The 19,276-nt window shown below is 50.6% G+C and carries 19 protein-coding genes; 12 read left to right on the forward strand and 7 right to left on the reverse strand.

Annotation, left to right across the window (positions count from 1 at the left end; translation table 11 throughout):
* Together cyoC and cyoD are read left to right on the forward strand one after the other, a co-directional pair.
* Nucleotides 1-594 (forward strand): cytochrome o ubiquinol oxidase subunit III, encoded by a 594-nt coding sequence (gene cyoC, locus V7723_RS00110; RefSeq protein WP_335682367.1) that lies wholly within the window; start codon nucleotides 1-3, stop codon nucleotides 592-594.
* A gap of 8 nt (nucleotides 595-602) precedes the next feature.
* A complete protein-coding gene (gene cyoD, locus V7723_RS00115) occupies nucleotides 603-908 on the forward strand; it encodes a cytochrome o ubiquinol oxidase subunit IV (protein WP_335682368.1) in 306 nt (101 codons plus the stop codon).
* Nucleotides 909-919: 11 nt separating this feature from the next.
* Here the strand turns inward: cyoD and V7723_RS00120 are convergent, their stop codons facing one another.
* Entirely contained in the window at nucleotides 920-1,969 is a 1,050-nt protein-coding gene (locus V7723_RS00120) for a TauD/TfdA family dioxygenase (protein WP_335682369.1), read from the reverse strand.
* 140 nt (nucleotides 1,970-2,109) lie between these two features.
* On the opposite strand from V7723_RS00120, the gene V7723_RS00125 reads away from it, so the two are divergent.
* Entirely contained in the window at nucleotides 2,110-3,003 is an 894-nt protein-coding gene (locus V7723_RS00125) for an alpha/beta fold hydrolase (RefSeq protein ID WP_335682370.1), read from the forward strand.
* Nucleotides 3,004-3,035: 32 nt separating this feature from the next.
* On the opposite strand, the gene ggt is transcribed toward V7723_RS00125, so the two are convergent.
* Nucleotides 3,036-4,646 carry a gamma-glutamyltransferase gene (gene ggt, locus V7723_RS00130; protein ID WP_335682371.1) on the reverse strand — a complete coding sequence of 537 codons (1,611 nt, stop codon included), beginning with the start codon at nucleotides 4,644-4,646 and terminating at the stop codon, nucleotides 3,036-3,038.
* Nucleotides 4,647-4,663: 17 nt separating this feature from the next.
* A complete protein-coding gene (locus tag V7723_RS00135) occupies nucleotides 4,664-5,551 on the reverse strand; it encodes a TauD/TfdA dioxygenase family protein (RefSeq protein WP_335682372.1) in 888 nt (295 codons plus the stop codon).
* A 196-nt stretch (nucleotides 5,552-5,747) separates the two neighbouring features.
* Between V7723_RS00135 and V7723_RS00140 the strand changes: the two genes are divergently transcribed.
* Nucleotides 5,748-6,878 carry an acyl-CoA dehydrogenase family protein gene (locus V7723_RS00140; RefSeq protein ID WP_335682373.1) on the forward strand — a complete coding sequence of 377 codons (1,131 nt, stop codon included), beginning with the start codon at nucleotides 5,748-5,750 and terminating at the stop codon, nucleotides 6,876-6,878.
* Nucleotides 6,879-6,899: 21 nt separating this feature from the next.
* On the opposite strand, the gene V7723_RS00145 is transcribed toward V7723_RS00140, so the two are convergent.
* A complete protein-coding gene (locus tag V7723_RS00145) occupies nucleotides 6,900-7,784 on the reverse strand; it encodes an ABC transporter substrate-binding protein (protein ID WP_335682374.1) in 885 nt (294 codons plus the stop codon).
* A 229-nt stretch (nucleotides 7,785-8,013) separates the two neighbouring features.
* Between V7723_RS00145 and V7723_RS00150 the strand changes: the two genes are divergently transcribed.
* Both V7723_RS00150 and V7723_RS00155 read left to right on the forward strand, forming a co-directional pair.
* A complete protein-coding gene (locus V7723_RS00150; RefSeq protein WP_335682375.1) occupies nucleotides 8,014-8,658 on the forward strand; it encodes a hypothetical protein in 645 nt (214 codons plus the stop codon).
* Between the two features lie 106 nt (nucleotides 8,659-8,764).
* Complete coding sequence (locus tag V7723_RS00155) at nucleotides 8,765-8,956, forward strand: hypothetical protein (RefSeq protein WP_335682376.1); 192 nt, start codon at nucleotides 8,765-8,767, stop codon at nucleotides 8,954-8,956.
* A 16-nt stretch (nucleotides 8,957-8,972) separates the two neighbouring features.
* Here V7723_RS00155 and V7723_RS00160 read toward each other — a convergent pair whose 3' ends face one another.
* Both V7723_RS00160 and V7723_RS00165 read right to left on the reverse strand, forming a co-directional pair.
* Nucleotides 8,973-9,395 carry a PaaI family thioesterase gene (locus V7723_RS00160; RefSeq protein WP_335682377.1) on the reverse strand — a complete coding sequence of 141 codons (423 nt, stop codon included), beginning with the start codon at nucleotides 9,393-9,395 and terminating at the stop codon, nucleotides 8,973-8,975.
* A 31-nt stretch (nucleotides 9,396-9,426) separates the two neighbouring features.
* Complete coding sequence (locus V7723_RS00165; protein ID WP_335682378.1) at nucleotides 9,427-10,287, reverse strand: urea carboxylase-associated family protein; 861 nt, start codon at nucleotides 10,285-10,287, stop codon at nucleotides 9,427-9,429.
* Between the two features lie 182 nt (nucleotides 10,288-10,469).
* Here V7723_RS00165 and V7723_RS00170 point away from each other — a divergent pair, with 182 nt between their 5' ends.
* From V7723_RS00170 to nadC, 6 genes are all read left to right on the forward strand, one after another.
* A complete protein-coding gene (locus tag V7723_RS00170; RefSeq protein ID WP_335682379.1) occupies nucleotides 10,470-12,245 on the forward strand; it encodes an AMP-binding protein in 1,776 nt (591 codons plus the stop codon).
* A gap of 60 nt (nucleotides 12,246-12,305) precedes the next feature.
* Complete coding sequence (locus V7723_RS00175) at nucleotides 12,306-13,541, forward strand: acyl-CoA dehydrogenase family protein (RefSeq protein WP_335682380.1); 1,236 nt, start codon at nucleotides 12,306-12,308, stop codon at nucleotides 13,539-13,541.
* Between the two features lie 119 nt (nucleotides 13,542-13,660).
* Entirely contained in the window at nucleotides 13,661-14,659 is a 999-nt protein-coding gene (locus tag V7723_RS00180; RefSeq protein WP_335682381.1) for an NUDIX hydrolase, read from the forward strand.
* A gap of 185 nt (nucleotides 14,660-14,844) precedes the next feature.
* Nucleotides 14,845-15,867: a quinolinate synthase NadA gene (nadA, locus tag V7723_RS00185; protein WP_335682382.1), complete on the forward strand. Its 1,023-nt coding sequence runs from the start codon at nucleotides 14,845-14,847 to the stop codon at nucleotides 15,865-15,867.
* Nucleotides 15,867-17,432 (forward strand): L-aspartate oxidase, encoded by a 1,566-nt coding sequence (locus V7723_RS00190; protein WP_335682383.1) that lies wholly within the window; start codon nucleotides 15,867-15,869, stop codon nucleotides 17,430-17,432. The genes nadA and V7723_RS00190 overlap by 1 nt, the downstream gene beginning before the upstream one ends.
* A gap of 23 nt (nucleotides 17,433-17,455) precedes the next feature.
* A complete protein-coding gene (nadC, locus tag V7723_RS00195) occupies nucleotides 17,456-18,313 on the forward strand; it encodes a carboxylating nicotinate-nucleotide diphosphorylase (RefSeq protein WP_335682384.1) in 858 nt (285 codons plus the stop codon).
* Here the strand turns inward: nadC and V7723_RS00200 are convergent.
* Nucleotides 18,267-19,091 (reverse strand): dimethylarginine dimethylaminohydrolase family protein, encoded by an 825-nt coding sequence (locus tag V7723_RS00200; protein WP_335682385.1) that lies wholly within the window; start codon nucleotides 19,089-19,091, stop codon nucleotides 18,267-18,269. The genes nadC and V7723_RS00200 overlap by 47 nt on opposite strands.
* Between the last annotated feature and the right edge of the window lie 185 nt (nucleotides 19,092-19,276).

The raw sequence follows: 19,276 nt of genomic DNA on the forward strand, positions 1-19,276 counted from the left end.
ATGAGTATGAATGCGCAATCCGCGAAAGAACAATCCAAGCATTTTCAGTCGAGAGATTTTGGTTTTTGGCTTTACCTGATGTCAGACGCGATCCTTTTCGCGCTTCTTTTCGCCACCTATGTTGTTATGTCACGAAATGTGGCAACCGGACCATCTGGTCATGACGTTTTCGACCTGACACATACTTTTGGCGAAACCTTTTTGCTTTTATTTTCTAGTTTGACCTTTGGTTTTGCCTCGCTTTCTCTCGCGGCGGGTCGACAGACGATGGCCATTGGCTGGCTGATCATGACCATTCTTTTAGGTCTCGGCTTTGTTGCAATGGAAATTACAGAGTTTCAAGGCATGATTGCAATAGGTGCCGGACCGGACAAAAGTGGTTTTCTATCTGCCTTCTTTGCCCTTGTCGGGACGCATGGGTTACATGTGTCACTCGGAATGATTGGCATTATGGTGATTATTGGACAGCTCCTTGTAAAAGGGCCTACTGACGCGGTCCGATCCAGGTTTTTCCGCTTGGGACTTTTTTGGCATTTTCTCGATATCGTCTGGATCGGGATTTTCTCGGTCGTCTATTTACCTGCAATGTTGTAGGGGGAATTATGAAAGCAGATAATAACCATTCACTAAAATCTTATCTCATCGGCTTTGGACTAGCTGTCACCCTGACTGTCATTCCCTTTGGATTGGTATGGACTGGCACATTACCAAGTTTGACCACGCTCGTGATCATCATTGTTGCCGCTCTGGCGCAAGTTCTTGTCCATCTTTATTTTTTCTTGCACTTGAATTTTCGGTCGACACCGGGCGAGAATATTCTGGCACTGGCATTCGCGACAATCCTCATCATGATTATGGTCGGTGGCAGCATTTGGATTATGTTCGATTTACATCATCGAATGATGTAAATCATATCAGTTCAATCTAGCGGCGCATGAAGCCTGGTTTGATTTGTTATGATGCCACCTCGATTACCAACATCAATCGACCCATAGCGTTCCTTGAAACACGGAGGAAGAGACCGATCGTCCGGAAGAGATAACCAAAGACGAAACAGATGTCGCCGCCGCGTCCGCTCAGGCCAATCTTTAAAGCCGGTACGATCATGTAATTGCGTATGATTATAGACGAATTGCATATCACCTGGTTCAAGTTGCATCTGCAAATATAAATCCGGATCATTTGCCAATGTGTCAAACAAATCAAGTGCCTCAATATGCGCGTCACTAAGTCTCAACGCGCCTGGAAAACGTTGCGCGCTATCAATATATTGTCGCTGATAAAAAACTGTCAGATGTCCGTGGTGCCAATTCAATACCGGTATATTCATATAAGGCTCGGCACCATCTGGTATTTCCCCGCGCCTATCAGTCGCAATTGGATCGTATAGTTTTTCCAAGAGATCTGGTCGCAGATCCCGCATTCGATTATGAATTGTAAGAGCGCTGACAAGAAGCGAAAGCCCGCCTTCCATCGCATCTTGTAGGCAGAGCAATCCAACCACGTCAGAGCTATCTGTATGAAAGCTCTGACGCTCTGATGTTAAATAAATGCGCGTATTTGGATCTTGGGAGCTCGCACCAGTATCTCGGACATGGCCGAGGATATGTCCTTGAGCGTTTTGAGAACGTGCCCGTCCAATATGGGCACCTATCCCGCAAAAAATGGTGGCCGCTATTTCTTGGCTATACCCGGTGACCGGCAGCCCTCGCATAACCTCAACGCCACAGCCATTACGCAGTTTTTCCTGAAGTGATTTCAGATGATCTGCAAAACGGGGCAAGGGAAAATCTGCCGCCGTAATTTCACCTACATCCCTTCCCAGAGATAGATAATACTGCGCCGCGGCTTCCAATTCGGCTATCTGTTCAGCCGTAAGATGGACAAGCCATTTTTCTGGAGTTCGGGCCAGTTCTGATCCGATCCATGCTGCTGGACCGTTAATTTCTGCAGGCGGTAGTCTTTGCATGGGCATTTATCAAACTCGGTTTCGAACCAAAATCATTTGATCATTCGATTTGCAGATTAAATCAAAATACGCAATAACTGAACCGAATAAATTAACAATCCTGCGCCCTGCATTCCCAAAGGAAGGATCTAGCCGTCCCAATGGAAATCAAACAAATAGACGCCGGCGTCCTCAATGTTGGTTATCTGGAGTATGGTCCTGCAAATGGATGGCCTGTTATCCAATGCCATGGATTTCCATATGATGTTCATGCTTATGACGACGTAGCACCTCAATTGGCTGCCCATGGCGCCCGCGTCATCGTCCCCTATTTAAGAGGTTATGGATCAACCCAATTTCTATCTCCAAACACGCCACGCTCTGGAGAGCAAGCCGCTCTTGGATCCGATCTCCTCGCCTTGATGGATTCACTAAATATGGAAAAGGCCGTGGTTGGCGGGTATGACTGGGGTGGCCGCGCAGCATGTATCGTTTCCGCTTTATGGCCGGAACGCATTACCGCTCTTATCTCTGGAAATTCCTACAATATCCAGGATATAGCCAATTATAGCGAGCCCGCCGAACCAGAAGTAGAAGCTAATTTCTGGTATCAATACTACTTCCATTCGGAGCGCGGTAAACGAGGGCTTGAAAAAGATCGAAGAGCAATTGCGTCCCTGCTCTGGAGGATGTGGTCACCAACTTGGGGCTTCGATCCTGCTACATTCGAAAAAACCGCTTCCGCGTTTGACAATCCGGACTTCGTGGATGTCGTTATTCATTCCTATCGGCATCGCTACGGCCTTGTAAACGGGGACCCAACAGTAGGTGCCCTAGAAGAAGCGTTATCTGCTCAGCCTCCAATTTTAGTTCCGACAATTACGATTGACGGGGATGCAGATGGCGTAAGCGGCAGCACGGCATCGCACGCTCATAAATTTATAGGCCCGCATCAACATCGTGTTTTCAGAGCCGCCGGGCATAATTTGCCACAGGAACGACCAAACGAATGGGCACAAGCCGTTCTCGACGCTGTTCAGTTGACGGCCGAATAAGGATCAACGGGCCTAGGCCTCATTTTATAATTTTAAACCTGAGCGGCCATTCCGTCGCCCGAGGGATCGGCCCCGCCATCCATGTTTCCGTCAACCATGCGGATTGCATGGACAATCGGCGTCGCATAGCTCACGGCATATCTCATGGTCGAATAGCCTTTTGCTTGCAATTCTTTTTCCGTGGACCGGAGAACGCGGTTCGTAATTTCTATTGTATCAGAGGTCGTGCAAAATCTTGGTGCAGAAACGGCTTCTTGCGCACTCATGCCAAAATCCACCACATTGAGAATTGTTTGCAGGACACCCATGGTAATCGTCGTTCCGCCTGGCGCTCCCAACGCCAAAAAGGGCTGACCGTCTTTAAGCAACATTGTTGGGCACATGGCTGAAAACCGGGTCTTTCCCGCCGCCAAAGAGCCAACATTTCCAGGCCTTGGATCAAAGACCATCATACAATTGTTATACATAAACCCAAGTCCCTCGCTCACAACGCCAGAACTCGAACCAAGGGAATGTGTCATGTTGACGATGTTTCCGTGCTCATCCGCAACACAGATATGCGTCGTTTCCTTGCTCTCCGCCGCACCGGAATTAATACGCGGAACGTGTTTTTTGTCGCCACGCAGAATAGCCTTTGCCACATCTGCCGCATAGCTTTTCGACATCAATCGATCCATGGGAACATCCACGAAATTTGGATCGCCCATATGTTGATCTTTATCAACGGTCGCTATTTTCATCGCTTCAGAAACAACGGCAATATATTCGGCAGAGTTATGACCCATGGCAGAAAGATCAAAATTCTCCAAAATATTGAGCATCTCCAAAACCATTAATCCACCGCCCGGCAGAGGGTTGGTTGCCACCTCAAAGCCGCGATACGTACCTTTCAAAGGCGATGTGTGAATGGCCTTGCATTCGGCCAGATCTTCCAGGGTAATATGGCCGCCGTTTGCCTCCATATCCGCTGCTATGGACGCTGCTATTTGACCATTGTAAAAATCTTCAATACCCGCCTCCGCAATTCTGCGGTAAGTGCGGCCCATATCTGGATTTTTGAGAACTTCACCGACCTGATAGAGACTGCCATCGGGTTTGATGTAAATTTTCGTAGAGGCTGGGTCGTCTTGTAAAATTCGGATTCGTTCAATTCGTCCCGCCTGCGCCGGCTGAAGCCAGAACCCATGGACGGCGGGCCGAACCGTGAATCCTTCCTCGCAATATTCTATGGCAGGCTGAATCAATTCGCTCAGTGGCCGGCTTCCGTATTGTTCTAGGGCTTCGCCGAATGCCCGAATTGTCATTGGTGTCGTCATGGAGTTATAGCCAATCTCGTTGACCTGCCCCTCCAAAATAAACCCAAACCCGTCCTCACACTCACCAAGGATGAGGGATTCCCACATATCTTCGTGCGTTGATTTCGGTGCCCGGCCGTGGAAATCAATAAAATGATGTTCTCCAGTTTCCGCGACATAAATCTGCATCGACCCAAATCCAGCAACGCCGCACATTTGAGGATCAACAACTGTTTGAACCAGTGCGGCAGCAATCGCCGCATCCATTACGTTACCGCCGGATTTAAGCACTTCTAATCCCGCGTCCACCGCTTCAGGTTGCGGCGCAGTCACCATACCGTGGGTCATTGAATTTCCTTTTCTTATTATTCGGCGGCCGTTGATTGAGATTTAAGGTAAAGCGCCAATTGTCGATCATGCCGGCTGGCGGCTGATCGACCGTTTGAATTGGTCCAGGCCGGCCAGCGCGCCGGTTCGCCCACAGGCAAATCACCAATAACGGTCACCCGCTGTATAATGCGTTCTTCGCTAAAATCGTTGAGAACATAATGCTGCGTACAGCGATTGTCCCACATGCCGATTGTTCCCTCACTCCACCGATATCGCACCGTAAATTTAGGGTTTTGCACCCAATTTGTCAGAAATCGGAGGAGTGCGTCACTTTCCATTGCGTTCATTTCGACAATGCGACGGGTGAAATGCTCATTGACGTAAAGCGCTTTTTGCCCCGTATCAGGATGCAAGCGAACAACCGGATGTATGGCAATCTGATCGGGACGGTTATGTGGCGCGGCATCATGCAAAGCTGTCAAACCACTGCACATTTCCTGCATCGGCGGGGACAACGCGTCGAACGCCGCGCAAAGATTGGTCCACATGGTATCACCGCCGCTAGTTGGGCTTTTGACCATATGTAAAATCGACATCAGGGAAGGCTGTTCCTGGAAAGATAAATCTGTATGCCACTCGTCCGCGATACCACCAGCGCTCGCCGCCAGTTCAAAAAGTTCGGGATGCTGGGTAAACGGGTTCTTAAGATGAGGATGCCCCTCCAGCTGGCCAAAGCGTTTTCCCAAGGCGACATGTTCATCGACTGTCGGATGTTGGTCCGGAAAAAACAGCACCATATGTTCGCTGAGCAATGCCTTAACATCTGCAATCTCGTCATCGGCGGCTTTTGCAAGATCAATCCCGCGTATTTCGGCCCCAAGCGCACCGGCAACGCGTTTTATATCCCATTTCAGATCTGTCATTTTTCTCTCTTTTCAGAGTTGTTTTCTGGAATTGTACGCCGAGTTGATTACGCTGAACAGATTTAAACGTAAAAAATCGTACCCGCCTTGCGCCCAAATCTTCTTTCAGCCCTGCAATTGAAGCTTTTCAAGACGGCGGCAGCACTATAGGTTTTCAACAACCTGGAACCACCACAATAACCTAGGGTTAATCAAAATGGATACCTCTCCAAGCGACCCAGCTGACCTTCTCAACACTGTAAAAGAGTTTGCAGAAACACATATTTTACCGCGCCGTCAGGAGCTGATCGTCGCCAAGGAATTTCCGGCGGATCTGTGGCAAGCTTTCGCACAAAGCGGCTTGGCCGGGCTTTCTATTCCGGAACAATATGGCGGCCGGGGCGCGTCGTACCAGGTGCTATCGACAGCCGCCAATTACCTCAATCTATATGGCGGTGTCCCGGGCGCAACCATGACGTTTCTTGCCCATTGGCAGCTTATCAAGCTTCACATCGTCGAACAGGCTGATCACTCCTTAAAGCAGGAATTGCTCCCTCTATTGGCTAACGGTGAGGCAACTTTATCAGTTGCCATATCGGAACCAAAAGCCGGCGCGCATCCAAAACATCTTAAAACGACGGCAGATCGGGTCGGAAATGACTATATTCTAAACGGCGAAAAAGCCTTTTTAACCAACGGACCCCTTGCGCGGTATTTTATCGTTCTTGCAATCACAGCCGAACATAACTCCCGCCGGTCTTTTAGTGCTATACTTGTTGATGCCTCGACCGCCGGGTTGACCCGAACGGACGGTGTGAAAATAGACTTTCTGCATCCCTGCCCGCATGGCGGAATTCTTTTACAGAATTGCAAAGTGCCCCTCTCGAACCTGATAGGTGCGGAAGGAGATGCTTTTTTGCGGACCTCTCTTCGTATGCGCGCTATTGAAGATGCCGTCGGCGCCGCCAGCCATATCGGCGCGCTAAAACGCTTACTCGACGATATTATCAAAGACATTCCGGAAAATTTGGCAGACGAAGTCGGTCAAATCACCAGCCAATTTCTGGCCCTTGATGTTGTTGCCCGCGAACTTGCGCTACGAGCCGATCAGGCATCCGAAGATATGGATTTTTTGTTACATCTTCAATTGGGTTTCCGTCAGCAAATGATGGCGTGCGGAGCTATTATGGATACCCTTGTTCAAGAAATTGATTTGTCAGACCGGCCCGAAATCGCGCTTCTACACCGCGACATAACCAAATCACATTCTATTGCCCAATCAGCCCATGCCGCACGCTTGACAAAATTTGGGCGCAGCAAACTGACTGCACCCGAGATAAATCGTTAAAACAAGAACCTTTTACCAGCATTAGCCCGACGGCGGTGTGCTACAGACTTGTTCATAAGGCAACCGGGTGTCAATCGTTCCATTATATTCAAATATATCAAGCGTCACCTCATAGGCCTCCCGGGTAATTTCCACATGCGGTGTCCAGCATCCAAGCTTTTGATAGGTCGCAATACAGTCGGTCAGTGCCTGTTGATTGATATCCGGAAAATAGGGCATTTCTGCCGCCGCAATTTCTGCCGCGGAGGCCTCATTGATATACTGTCTTGTTTTACGGTAGCCGCGCATAAAGGCACGCGCCATATCCGTTTCAAGCCATTCTGGTTTCGCCGCCAGACTAGAAAATCCACAAGGGCCAATTTGCGTGCCAACTTGTGCAACAATATGGCCGATCCCATCTACTTCGAGCTGTTGCGGAAACGGGCCTTGTTGTTGAATATACGCCCCTTGGCCTTGCCGAAAAGCGTCATCCATCGCCGCTGCGCCGCCGACATGAATAGCGTCTATTTTGTCGTAATCAATACCGGCTTTGTGACAGGCATATTTGAACATGGCCAGCGGCTGACCGCCGCCAAACAAAACAACCGACGCGCCTTCGAGCTTTTTCCACGAAAATTCTGAATCCGCCTCACGGCCGGTCAGAAAAAAGCCGTCCATCTCGTTTATTTGAGCAAAATGCGTGACCGACGCTGCGGTATCTGTTGGCGCGCCAAAACCCTGACTAAGGGCAGACTGGACCACATGAACCGTTCCATTTTCCAATGCCGATATGGCCGAAACACCCGGTTTGGCAACCGACCATTTGGGCTCAAGACCTTCGTTCTCCAGAAAATGCCCCGATATCGCCGAAATCAACGGCGAGTAAAAAGCTGAAAATAAAGTGAACTGGATGTTGATCTGAACCATTCTAAAATCTTCCCTGTTTGACTGCCCGCTCGGTATTTTTTACCGATTATGTCAGATGAAGGGTCTCACGCCTGTTTTGAAAGCTCAAGACAAAAGGCCCGCATGAACCTAGGGGGCTGCCACCGGGTTCAATTTTGAAACTGGTTAGAAAGATTGAAAAAAATTCTGCATTAGCTATGCTCAACGCCAACCTCTTGTAATCCGTCGTCGCTTATTTTTTGGGCTTTTTATGAAATATTTGCTATTGGCTTTTACCGCTTTTATGACAGCTTGCGCTTCTGGTGAAATTTCTTCCGAATTTCCATATTCGGCAGAAGATCCCCAAGGCATCATCGCGCCGGCCGTGTGGTCCGGTCATGACTACAATATTTATACTATTCACGCAGTAGATCTGAAGACAGGAAAATTCCTCGGTGCGCCAATCCAGATGCGGGCACCGGGCCGCAAGCTTGCCTTGAAAGACACGGAAACCGACGGGGCTTCATACTATCTGGAGCTTAAAAAAGTACCGCCAGGAGACTACGCCCTGATTTCTCGCGAGTATGGGCGCAGGCCGACCAGCGCGCTTAAAACATTTGATTCCGGCACCTACGGTCAGGCTGTCCGTAGCTGTTATTCAGAAGGAACCCCGGTTTTTAAAATTGCCCCCGGGAAAATCAACATTGTCAAATTTGAAAAAGTTGCCGTTCGGCCTTCAGTCTTGCGAGATTTTCGAAATAGAATTCCGGAAGTGATGGCCCGATACCCGTTAATTACCGCCCCGGCGGAAATTGTATCGCCGGAAGCAATAATCAAATTCAAGTCCGCCTTCAAAAAATTTGAGAAAAACTGTCAGGCGGATGATGATTTTACGATTATCAGAGAAGGCGGCTAATACCCGGTCTCGTCACTTAGGTCGCAACAGGATGTACCTTTTTCATCGGCCCTGACGTATGATAAGGTCGTAAAATTCGAATTAACGGCAGATAACGGAGCAAAAAATGGAGCGACTTCTACCCATATGGCAGCGATTGGGCATTACGTTTGTCGCAATGCTGGTTGCCAGTTATCTCGCTGGATTATTGTGGGTTTTCTTGAGCGGATGGGAAATGCCCAGTTATGTTGCCGGTATCGTCGGCGGGGTCACCACTCTTCCGGTCTGGGAGCTGTTGAAAAGATTTCGACCAAAATAAAAATTCGAGTGCGTTATCAAACTATCTTGAAAGTCGCGCTTGCTCGCGCACAAATGACGCCATCTGCCATCACTTTACATTGAACGAAGCACAGGCTTCGCCCGGTTTTAACGACCTCGCTATTTATTTCCATCCAGGCGCCCGGCCGCGTAACTCCCAGGAAATCTACGGACAGATTGACGGTTACAAGGCTCTTTTCCCCGCCGATCACATGCTTGCAGCTATGTCCCATGCAATTATCAGCAAGCGCCGAGATCAATCCGCCATGGGCAAACCCGCGGGCATTGCAATGTGCCTCTCTCAGCCACAAACCGACATCGATCCTGTCCGTTTCTTCGCGGGAATAGATAGGCTCCCACGGGTCCGTCAGAGGACTTGGGCGGCCGCGCAATGAGAAACCTTCTTTTGGATTTTCGTTCGTCGCCTTAAACTGTGTCATTGTTCTGCAAACTTTCTTCTTATTATTTTTCTCATAGTCCATGACTTCTAGAATAAGGTGACCGGGCAGGTTTCACCCAGTCCCCGATACTCCCGTCAGCGGGCTCATAAATCTCAACTTTAAGCGGATAACATTGTGCGTCCTCGCTTGAATGGCCGGAACTACAATCACCACCCGGACAAGCCGACAAGGCACCGAGAAGATCAATTTCGGCAAAAAATTCGATATAATCACCGGGCCTTACCGGGCTCGCTTTCATGAAATACTGATGCGTATCTTGGGTAAATCCAGTGCACATAAAAACGTTCAAGACGTCATGGACAAATCGCTCTGCCATGTCGGCGGACATTTTCCTTTCCGCCGCAACGGCGCGGATCAAGTTTGAATGACAACAATGATGATATTCGTTCCCACTTAATAATACATTGGTATACGGATCACATCTGGTGCCAATGACATCATGGACGCTGCCACCGTCTTCATCCCATCCGTACCAATCCAGTGTATCATAGGTGATCGTCGCCATGGACCGCATATTGGGTAAATTGCTCCAAAGTCGGTCACCAACGCTTACATGGGTGCCGTGCAAAGCGCGCGTTTTTCCGCTGAAAAATTTTTCTTCAAGATCCAAGGCATTCCATAAATTCAAGTCTCCTACCTGGGCGCCCTCAACACTCACGATCCGGAAATAGTGTCCCGCCGGAACACTAAAGGTGTTTGCCTCTCTGGGCGGTACGATGATTTCTTCGATAAGCTTGATATTTTCCCGGCCTTTCGAAAAAATAACCGGACTTACCGGCGGAAGCGTGTCCGTCGGATAGCATATAACCGGGGGACAAGCGCGGCGGGCTATGGCATCCTCAGGAGCCGGATTTTGCGGATGGTTTTTCATGGATAGGCCTATAGTGGAAGAAACAGAGGGACACGCCATTATTGTTCGATAGCAAAAGGAATACTAACAAGGCGCCGATCAAACTCCTATACTTTACGCCAACTGAACAATTTGAAGATAGGGACAATAGCGGATAAGCTAGGCCAGCAGCGCATCAATTCTTGAAATTAATGGGGATACTAATGACAAGCTCGACGGATATGGAAATGAATCAAGCGGATTTAAGATCGAGGGGGCCGTCGTCCGATTTACCGTTGATTGCGCCCGTTGATAATCTTTCATATGTCAGGGGACCTAAAACGCCTCCGTTGATCGACACGACCATCGCCGCCGTTTTCGCACAAACTGTTGCAACTTACGGCCCGCAAGAGGCGGCTTATTTTGCCGAGACGCAGGTACGCCTCACCTATGCGGAACTTGGTCAACAGGTCGATGAATTGGCAGCAGGCCTGCTCGCCCTTGGTTTGAATAAGGGAGACCGTATTGGCATCTGGTCTCCCAATCGTCTCGAATGGGTTCTCATGCAATTCGCGACGGCGCGGATCGGCCTGATTTTGGTTAATATCAATCCCGCCTACCGGTTGTCCGAGCTTGAATATGCGCTCAACAAAGTAAGTTGCAAGGCGTTGGTCACAGCCGCAACGTTTAAATCATCTGACTATCTTGAGATGATCCGGACCCTGGCCCCGGAAATCGAAAATTGTGCGGCCGGAGACTTGCGATCCGCCGCGCTGCCCGACTTAAAAATTGTTGTTCGTATGGGCAGCGAACAAAGCCCCGGTATGCTAAATTTCGATGATGTCGTTGCCAAGGGCAGTGCCTCTCTTAATCCTGCGGTTCTGGATGAAATTACCAATTCCCTGTCTGCGGATGACCCCATTAACATCCAATTTACGAGTGGTACCACAGGCTCCCCGAAAGGAGCGACCCTTACCCATAAGAACATTATCAATAACGGTAATTTTGTTACCGCAGCGCTGGCAATGACGGACACGGATAAACTCTGCATTCCAGTCCCGCTATATCATTGTTTCGGCATGGTAATGGGGACGCTTGGCTGCATAACGAAAGGCGCGACAATGGTCTTTCCGGGCGAGGCGTTCGACCCCGCGTCCACTCTTGAAACCATTGCCTCAGAACGCTGTACGGCGCTGTATGGTGTTCCGACCATGTTCGTCGCCATGTTGCAGCATCCCGCGTTTTCAACCTTTGATTTATCGTCTTTGAGAACTGGTATTATGGCCGGCGCGCCCTGCCCTATTGAAGTGATGAAACAGGTGATCGCTGACATGCATATGGCCGAAGTGACAATTGCCTATGGAATGACGGAAACAAGCCCGGTATCCTTTCAAAGCAGCACGACAGATAGCATCGAGCGGCGGGTGACAACCGTCGGGCAAATTCATCCGCATGTGGAAGTCAGAGTTGTTGATGAGGACGGCAATATTCTGCCAGTTGGCGAACAAGGCGAGCTGTGGACCCGCGGGTATTCGGTGATGCAGGGATATTGGGGTGATCCTGAACGAACACAGGAATCCATTGTTGACGGCGGTTGGATGAAGACCGGGGATCTTGCCGTGCTGGACGACGGCGGCTATTGCAATATTGTCGGCCGGGTCAAGGATATGATTATTCGCGGCGGCGAAAATGTGTATCCGCGTGAAGTAGAAGAATACCTGTATCGTAATCCGAAAATTCAGGAAGTTCAGGTTTTTGGAATACCCAGCAAGCGGCTGGGCGAAGAGGTGTGCACCTGGGTTGTGTTGCATCCCGGCGAAAGTGCAAGCGAAGAAGAAATCAGGGCTTTCTGTCAGGGTCAAATCGCCCATTATAAAATTCCGGCGTATGTGCGATTTAAATCCGAGCTGCCCATGACCGTAACCGGCAAACCGCAGAAATTTGTCATGCGCGATGCGATGATAGAGGAACTCAACATCGAGGTGGACGAAACAGCATAAACAGCTATCCACTCTGCGCCAAAGCAACCGGGAAAATCTAACAAAAGAAAGAAAAAATAGATGTCCGCAATCGCTTTCGATTTACCAGAAGACGTCCGCCAGATCCGCGATGGTATCCGTAAATTTGCGGAAACCGAAGTCATCCCCCGTCATCTTGATTATCAAAACATTTTTGATAATCCGCGTCTTAAGTATGATGAAGATGGACGGTTATCCGCTCCGGTGCGGGGGCTTATCAAAGAGGTGCGGATGGCCTCCGCCAAAGCCGGATACTACCATATGTGCGTGCCGGAAAAGCTGGGCGGTGGCGGTCAGGGGATGCAGGCCTATTACGCCTGCTGGGAAGAGCTTTTCCGCACTTGCGGGCCGCATAACTGGATGATGCTGTACGCCCTGGCCCATTGGGCTTTCGGCCCCAGTCGATTGCTCGAGAAAGTCACCGACCGGGCCCGGGACGAGATATTGGCACCGCTCATGTCCGGCGAAAAATCCATGTGCTTCGGCCTCTCAGAACCGGGCGCCGGATCCGATGCCACCATGATCAAGACCCGGGCCCGACCCGAGGGTGATGGCTGGCTTATTGATGGGCGCAAGATCTGGACATCCAATGCCCCCATTGCAGATTACTGCATCCTGTTTGCCATTACCAATCCGGAGAAAGCCGCAGTCCGAAAAGGCGGCATATCTGCCTTCCTCGTCCCGACCGACGCGCCGGGGTTTGAGATGCAACGGGTGGTCAAGTTATTCGGCCATATCGGCGGCGACGAAGCCGAGTTGCGGTTCGAAGATTTGAAAGTCGAGCCCTGGCAACTGGTCGGGGAATTGGATAATGGCTTTGCCGCCGCTTTATATGGGGTATCCCTCGGTCGGATTTATAATTCCGCGCGGGCTGTCGGCCTCGGCCGCTGGTCGGTTGAGCTGGCCCTCGACTACGCCAAGACCCGGGTCGCGTTCGGCCAGCCGATTGCCGAAAATCAGGGTGTTTCCTTCCCCCTCGCTGCGGCGGCAACAGAGCTGCATGCCGCCCATCTTATGGGCCTGAACGCCACCAAGCTTCTGGATCAAGGACACCCGGCGATCAAGGAGCTGTCCATGGCAAAGGTATATTCTGTCCAAGTTGGATTAAAAGCCGTCGATCGCGCGATACAGGTTCACGGGGCCATGGGTCTGACCAACGAAATCGGATTGGCGGAAGCCTGGCAGTATTTGCGCATCATTAATATTGCCGACGGCACCAATGAGATCCTCAATAAAACCATCGCCCAACGACTGCTTAAAGGAGATGTTGAGCTGTAACCACAAAGTCAGATATCCGGCGCTCCTTCAATATTTTGCCTTCTTCGTTTACATTCCTTGCGTAATCCTCGATCTTCTGAGATTCTAGGGCGGGGAAATTAGCAGGAAATTGACGGAAGATGACATTGGGAACAGAAGACACGCGTAGCCAAATCACCATCGGGCTCAATGCGGTCATTGTCTCTGTTATTGATCAGCAGCCCAATGTTTTGCTGGTGCAGAATAAGGAAGAGACGTCCAGCGCATCGGCCTCCAATGCGTCCGATCAATTTTTTCCCACCGATAACCAGTATGACGTCCTCCCGTTTGGACCCTTTTACCCAGCCCAGCATCCGACGTTGGAAAGCGGCCTGCGATCCTGGGTTGGCGAACAGACCAACCAGGAGATCGGGTATGTCGAGCAGCTTTATACCTTTGGAAATGCCGGACGGGATCCGCGGGAGCAAGGCGGCGGTCCGCGGGTAATAAGCGTCGGGTATCTGGCCCTTGTTCAAGACAAAAACCCCACCGCACGGGAAGAGGGGCTATGGCGCGACTGGTACCGATATTTCCCGTGGGAAGATTGGCGGGAAGGACGGCCCGAGATTCTGGATCGTGATATTCTCCCGGCCTTGAAAAATTGGATCGAAGACGCCGATAGTAACAGCCAGAAGAAAGAGCGAAAGGAAAGGGCCGCAATTACTTTTGGTCTCGGGGAAACACCCTGGAACGACGAGTTGGTGCTGGAAAGATTCGAACTCCTGTACGAAGCCGCGATGGTAACCGAAGCGCAAATTGACACCGTTGACAGTAAAAAACTGGGTATTCCCATGGCCCTGGATCACCGCCGCATTCTCGCAACAGCAATTGGTCGGCTACGCGGTAAAATTAAATACCGACCCGTGGTGTTCGAGTTAATGCCCCCGACCTTTACGCTGCTGCAATTACAAAGGGTTGTCGAAGCGTTATCAGGCTCTCGCTTGCACAAGCAGAATTTCCGGCGCTTGATTGAAAAGAAAGGCCTTGTGGAAGCCACAGGTCGTATCGAGACGCAAATCAGGGGACGACCAGCAGCCCAATTCAGGTTTCGACGAGAAGTTCTTATTGAACGACAGGCGTTGGGCGTTCGCCAAAACTAAATCCTGACTCTGGACCACGCACCACTTTCCAAATCATTGCATTAATTCATTGACTTAATTTTATGCTCATTACGAGCAAAAATATGCTTGACAAGATTAATACTCATTTGTAGCATTAGTCTAGCGGATTTTATTCGTTGTTTTTTTGGCCCTATTTATACTCATTTTGAGCATTGGATTAAACTATGTCTGTTTCTGCCCACGCTGCGCAAAAGCCCGAGCTCCTTTATACGCCCGAGGTTGCCGAACGCATGGCCCCAATCTTTGACCGGGTCTCGTCTGCCATCAGTGACGTCGAATGGCCGGAATTTGCACCGTATGTTGATCGCATTCTGCAGCTTAAGAAAGAGCGCAACGCCGTCATTCTTGCGCATAACTACCAGACCAGAGACATCTATCACTGCGTCTCGGACATTGTTGGTGACAGCCTTGCCCTCGCTCAAAAAGCCATGGCGGTTGAGGCCGATGTCATTGTCATGGCCGGCGTCCATTTTATGGCAGAAACGACGAAATTGCTAAACCCGTCAAAAACAGTTCTTATTCCTGACTTGCGGGCCGGCTGCTCTTTGGCAGAGTCTATTACAGGCGCCGATGTCCGGCAGCTTCGACGTACATATCCCGGTGTCCCGATTGTCACCTATGTGAACACTTCCGTCGAGGTAAAGGCAGAATCCGATATTTGCTGCACCTCGGCAAACGCCAAGCGGATTGTCGAATCCCTCGGTGCTGATCGGGTTCTCTTGATTCCGGATCAGTATTTGGCAAAAAATGTTGCCGCACAAACCGATGTCGAAATATTGACCTGGGCCGGTGCGTGTGAAGTTCATGAAAGATTTACAGCCTCACAAATCATCCAGTTGCGAAAAGCTCATCCGGATGTCACCGTTTTGGCACATCCCGAATGCCCGCCTGAAGTCATCGAGCAATCAGATTTTTCCGGGTCAACCGCTGATCTTATAAATTACGTCAGCGACCGCAAGCCAGAAGAAGTGGCGCTGATTACCGAATGCTCCATGGGAGAAAATATCGCCTCATCAAATCCACAGACGAAATTTATCCGGTCCTGCAGTCTTTGTCCGCATATGCAGCGCATCAATCTAATGAATATCTGCCAGTCACTGGAAGACATGACCCATGAGGTGACCATCGATCCGGTGTTGGCGGATCGGGCGCGTCTTGCCGTCCAACGAATGCTTGATGCAAGCTAATGACGTCTGATCTGAAAACGGATGTCCTGATACTGGGCGCTGGTCTGGCAGGCTTAATAGCTGCGCTCTCTCTGGCACCAAGAAAAGTGACGTTGGTGTGCAAAGGAACACTTGGCCGCGATGCGTCGACAGCCTGGGCCCAAGGCGGCATTGCTTCCGCTTTGTCCCCCGAGGATAGTCCGCGCGATCATTGCCGCGACACCTTGGCTGTTGCGGGCGGAATTGCCGATAAGGATGTCGCCGCACTGGTAACAGATCATGGCAAAGACAGTGTCCAGACGTTGATTGACCTTGGGGTGAATTTCGACAAAAAAGACGGAAAATTAAGTCTTCGAAAAGAAGCCGCCCACAACCACCGGCGTGTGGTTCATGCGAACGGCGATTCTACTGGTAAGGAAATCATGCGCGCCCTGACACTAAAAGTCCTGGAAAGCTCGCATATTACACTACTGGAACAGGCTGAAGCGATCGATCTTCTGGTCTCCGAGGGCACGGTCGTTGGCAGTGCCGTTTTTCAAGCCGGGCAAACCACGCTTCGATTTGCAGATGCCACACTTCTCGCAACAGGCGGCATCGGTCAGATTTTTAATGCGACGACAAACCCCTTGGCCGCGAGCGGCGATGGATTGGCGATGGCAGCCCGCGCCGGCGCCAGACTTAAAGATCTTGAGTTTGTCCAATTCCATCCGACTGCACTGGATGTCGACGTCATTCCGAGGCCGCTTGCAACCGAAGCATTGCGAGGAGAAGGTGCGCTGTTAGTCAATGATGAAGCGGACCGCTTCATGGTATCTGAACATGCTTTGGCCGAGCTTGCGCCGCGCGATATACTCGCTCGCGGAATTTGGAACCAGATCAATCAGGGGCGCAAATGTTACCTTGATACAAGACAGTCGATTGGGAGCGATTTCCCAGAAGAATTTCCAACCGTTTACAAACATTGTCAAACCCATGGAATTGACCCGATCAAAGAGCTGATTCCGGTCGCACCTGCTGCCCATTATCATATGGGTGGCATTCAAACGGATAAACATGGGCGCACCTCATTACCCGGTCTATGGGCTTGCGGTGAAGTGGCGTGCACGGGATTACATGGCGCAAATCGGCTTGCCAGCAATTCCCTGTTGGAAGCTGTGGTCTTTGCAAAACATGCCAGCCGTGATATTTTGGGAATTGATAAAAAAGCCGGGTTGAAAAGATATTTCAACGCTACAAATTTCCAATTCCCTCAGGAAACATCGATTGAAGCGGCTGCCCTTCTGGACCTTCAAACGCTGAATTATCGCTATCTCGGGCTGCGTCGCGATCAAGCCGGGTTGGCCTCCTTGTTACGCCATCTCGATCACCTTGAGCGGCAGCACCCATCGCCGTCACTGCGTTTTAAGAATGTCCTTCTTTGCAGCCGGCTGTTGGCGACGGCAGCACTGCGGCGCCGAGAGAGTAGAGGAAGCCACTTTAGATCCGACTTTCCGACAAGCGATGCTGATTTTGCGAAACCGTCGACGCTGTATATCGATGAATGCTGGAGCAATAACGAACCGGCGGGATTACCCCTAGCCTCCTGAACCCACAGAAAAGTAGCGATCAAATGAATAAAGTTATCCCGCCTCTGCCCAAGATCCTCGTGGCACAAGCCGTTGAAAATGCTTTGTTGGAAGACCTTGGCTCTGTCGGGGATTTAACCAGCGATAGCACGATCCCCGCAGATCTTGCCATCACGACCCATATCGTCAGTCGCCAGGCGGGATGCCTTGCCGGCACCGATATCCTGGTGTCCGTCATGGCGCAGCTTTCAAGCGAGGTCACAGTCGATGCGCATATGCCGGATTCATCGATCATCAAACCCGGAGATCATATCGCCACGCTTTCAGGGCCGGCAAGACCCATCTTGAGCGGCGAAAGAGTTGCCCTGAATTTTCTCGGACATTTATCCGGTATTGCAACGGCAACCCGAAATATTGTTGATTTAGTGGACGATTTGCCGGTTCGGGTTACCTGCACCAGAAAAACAACGCCGGGACTTCGCGCTTTTGAAAAATATGCGGTGCGCTGCGGGGGCGGTTTTAATCATAGATTTGGTTTGTATGACGGGATTCTGCTCAAAGACAACCATATTGCGGCTGTCGGGGGCGATATCGGGACTGCAATTGAAAGTGCCCGGGCTGGCGCCGGTCATATGATCAAAATAGAAGTCGAAGTCGACACGTTGGCGCAGCTGGAAAAGGCATTGCCCCATAACCCTGATATTATTCTCCTCGACAATATGGGTCTGGAGGAACTTCGGCAAGCTGTTGCCATGACAGGTAAGCAAGCAATATTGGAAGCCTCCGGCGGCATTACAGCGGCGACGGCAAGAGGCATTGCGGAAACGGGTGTCGATGTCTTATCACTGGGCTGGCTTACTCATAGCTCGCCGTGTCTGGATCTGGGTCTGGATATTTTGTAAAGCGTAACGATAAACAGGACATGCCTCCATCGACTTTGGCGGCTTCGGTATTCGGAATCTCGACGAGATCAAATCCGTGGTCACGCAACAGCGACGCTGTCTTCGGAAAGCCTGCCGGGAATAAAATGATATCGTTGAAACGGACCGCATTTGCACAAGCTTCTTCGCCCTCAGCAACATGGAGAATTTTGTAATCTGCGAAACATCCCGATGCCGCGAGGCGCTGCGTTGACAAAATAGTGTCTTCATCGAGCAACCCGCAATCGGTTTTGAAATGCAAAACGCCCGCCGGTGTTTGCAGCTCCCGCAGCTCATATCCCCAGTCCGTCACAATTTCACGTAACGCGGCAACACCTTTTTCGTCTGTTCGCGCCGAGCGCCCAACCAAAATCTCTTTGGATGTCACCAAGATATCGCCGCCTTCCACATGCCCGGACGTAATGTATCGGATTTCCTTGAAATATTGGGGAAGAACAGTGGCCATCTCGACGGCTTCACCAAGCCTGGAGGGCGCACCAGGGCGCATAACAATGGCGCCTTCCGGTAGACAAAGGGCGGTGTCTTCGACAAAGACGGAATCTGGGTAGTTTACCAGTGCCGGTAGCTGAACGACCTCGGCCCCGGTCGCCTGCAGCGCCGAAATATAGGCGCTATGATGAGAGCTGAAGAGGGCCGGATCGGGCGCTCCTTGATCGATCGCGCGCAACCCACCCGTGACGGTAGGTGCCGGAGCCCGGGTAATGGCATGGGAAAAATAAAGGGTCGAAGAATTTGTCATGATGCGATAACTCAAAATCTGGATGACGAAACAGCTTGCGGCACCCTATCCCCCCTGTTCAATTAAGTCCATAACCATAACGTGTAAGCCAGTTGAAGCTGCTACATCCCCTCAACGGGCTCGGTTGACTATGTGCGGCGGACACGTAGAATGAACGCAAAATAACAATAACAAATGATGCGGGC

The sequence above is a fragment of the Sneathiella sp. genome (genome assembly GCF_036960985.1).
Lineage (GTDB): Bacteria > Pseudomonadota > Alphaproteobacteria > Sneathiellales > Sneathiellaceae > Sneathiella.

Coding starts and splice junctions, on each gene's coding strand:
- V7723_RS00135 (WP_335682372.1), bottom strand. CDS start 5,551: ATGACAGATCTGAAATGGGATATAAAACGCGTTGCCGGTGCGCTTGGG.
- V7723_RS00160 (WP_335682377.1), bottom strand. CDS start 9,395: ATGACACAGTTTAAGGCGACGAACGAAAATCCAAAAGAAGGTTTCTCA.
- V7723_RS00190 (WP_335682383.1), top strand. CDS start 15,867: ATGACGTCTGATCTGAAAACGGATGTCCTGATACTGGGCGCTGGTCTG.
- V7723_RS00175 (WP_335682380.1), top strand. CDS start 12,306: ATGTCCGCAATCGCTTTCGATTTACCAGAAGACGTCCGCCAGATCCGC.
- V7723_RS00200 (WP_335682385.1), bottom strand. CDS start 19,091: ATGACAAATTCTTCGACCCTTTATTTTTCCCATGCCATTACCCGGGCT.
- V7723_RS00120 (WP_335682369.1), bottom strand. CDS start 1,969: ATGCAAAGACTACCGCCTGCAGAAATTAACGGTCCAGCAGCATGGATC.
- V7723_RS00180 (WP_335682381.1), top strand. CDS start 13,661: ATGACATTGGGAACAGAAGACACGCGTAGCCAAATCACCATCGGGCTC.
- ggt (WP_335682371.1), bottom strand. CDS start 4,646: ATGACCCACGGTATGGTGACTGCGCCGCAACCTGAAGCGGTGGACGCG.
- cyoC (WP_335682367.1), top strand. CDS start 1: ATGAGTATGAATGCGCAATCCGCGAAAGAACAATCCAAGCATTTTCAG.
- cyoD (WP_335682368.1), top strand. CDS start 603: ATGAAAGCAGATAATAACCATTCACTAAAATCTTATCTCATCGGCTTT.
- V7723_RS00145 (WP_335682374.1), bottom strand. CDS start 7,784: ATGGTTCAGATCAACATCCAGTTCACTTTATTTTCAGCTTTTTACTCG.
- V7723_RS00155 (WP_335682376.1), top strand. CDS start 8,765: ATGGAGCGACTTCTACCCATATGGCAGCGATTGGGCATTACGTTTGTC.
- V7723_RS00170 (WP_335682379.1), top strand. CDS start 10,470: ATGACAAGCTCGACGGATATGGAAATGAATCAAGCGGATTTAAGATCG.
- V7723_RS00165 (WP_335682378.1), bottom strand. CDS start 10,287: ATGAAAAACCATCCGCAAAATCCGGCTCCTGAGGATGCCATAGCCCGC.
- V7723_RS00140 (WP_335682373.1), top strand. CDS start 5,748: ATGGATACCTCTCCAAGCGACCCAGCTGACCTTCTCAACACTGTAAAA.
- nadA (WP_335682382.1), top strand. CDS start 14,845: ATGTCTGTTTCTGCCCACGCTGCGCAAAAGCCCGAGCTCCTTTATACG.
- nadC (WP_335682384.1), top strand. CDS start 17,456: ATGAATAAAGTTATCCCGCCTCTGCCCAAGATCCTCGTGGCACAAGCC.
- V7723_RS00125 (WP_335682370.1), top strand. CDS start 2,110: ATGGAAATCAAACAAATAGACGCCGGCGTCCTCAATGTTGGTTATCTG.
- V7723_RS00150 (WP_335682375.1), top strand. CDS start 8,014: ATGAAATATTTGCTATTGGCTTTTACCGCTTTTATGACAGCTTGCGCT.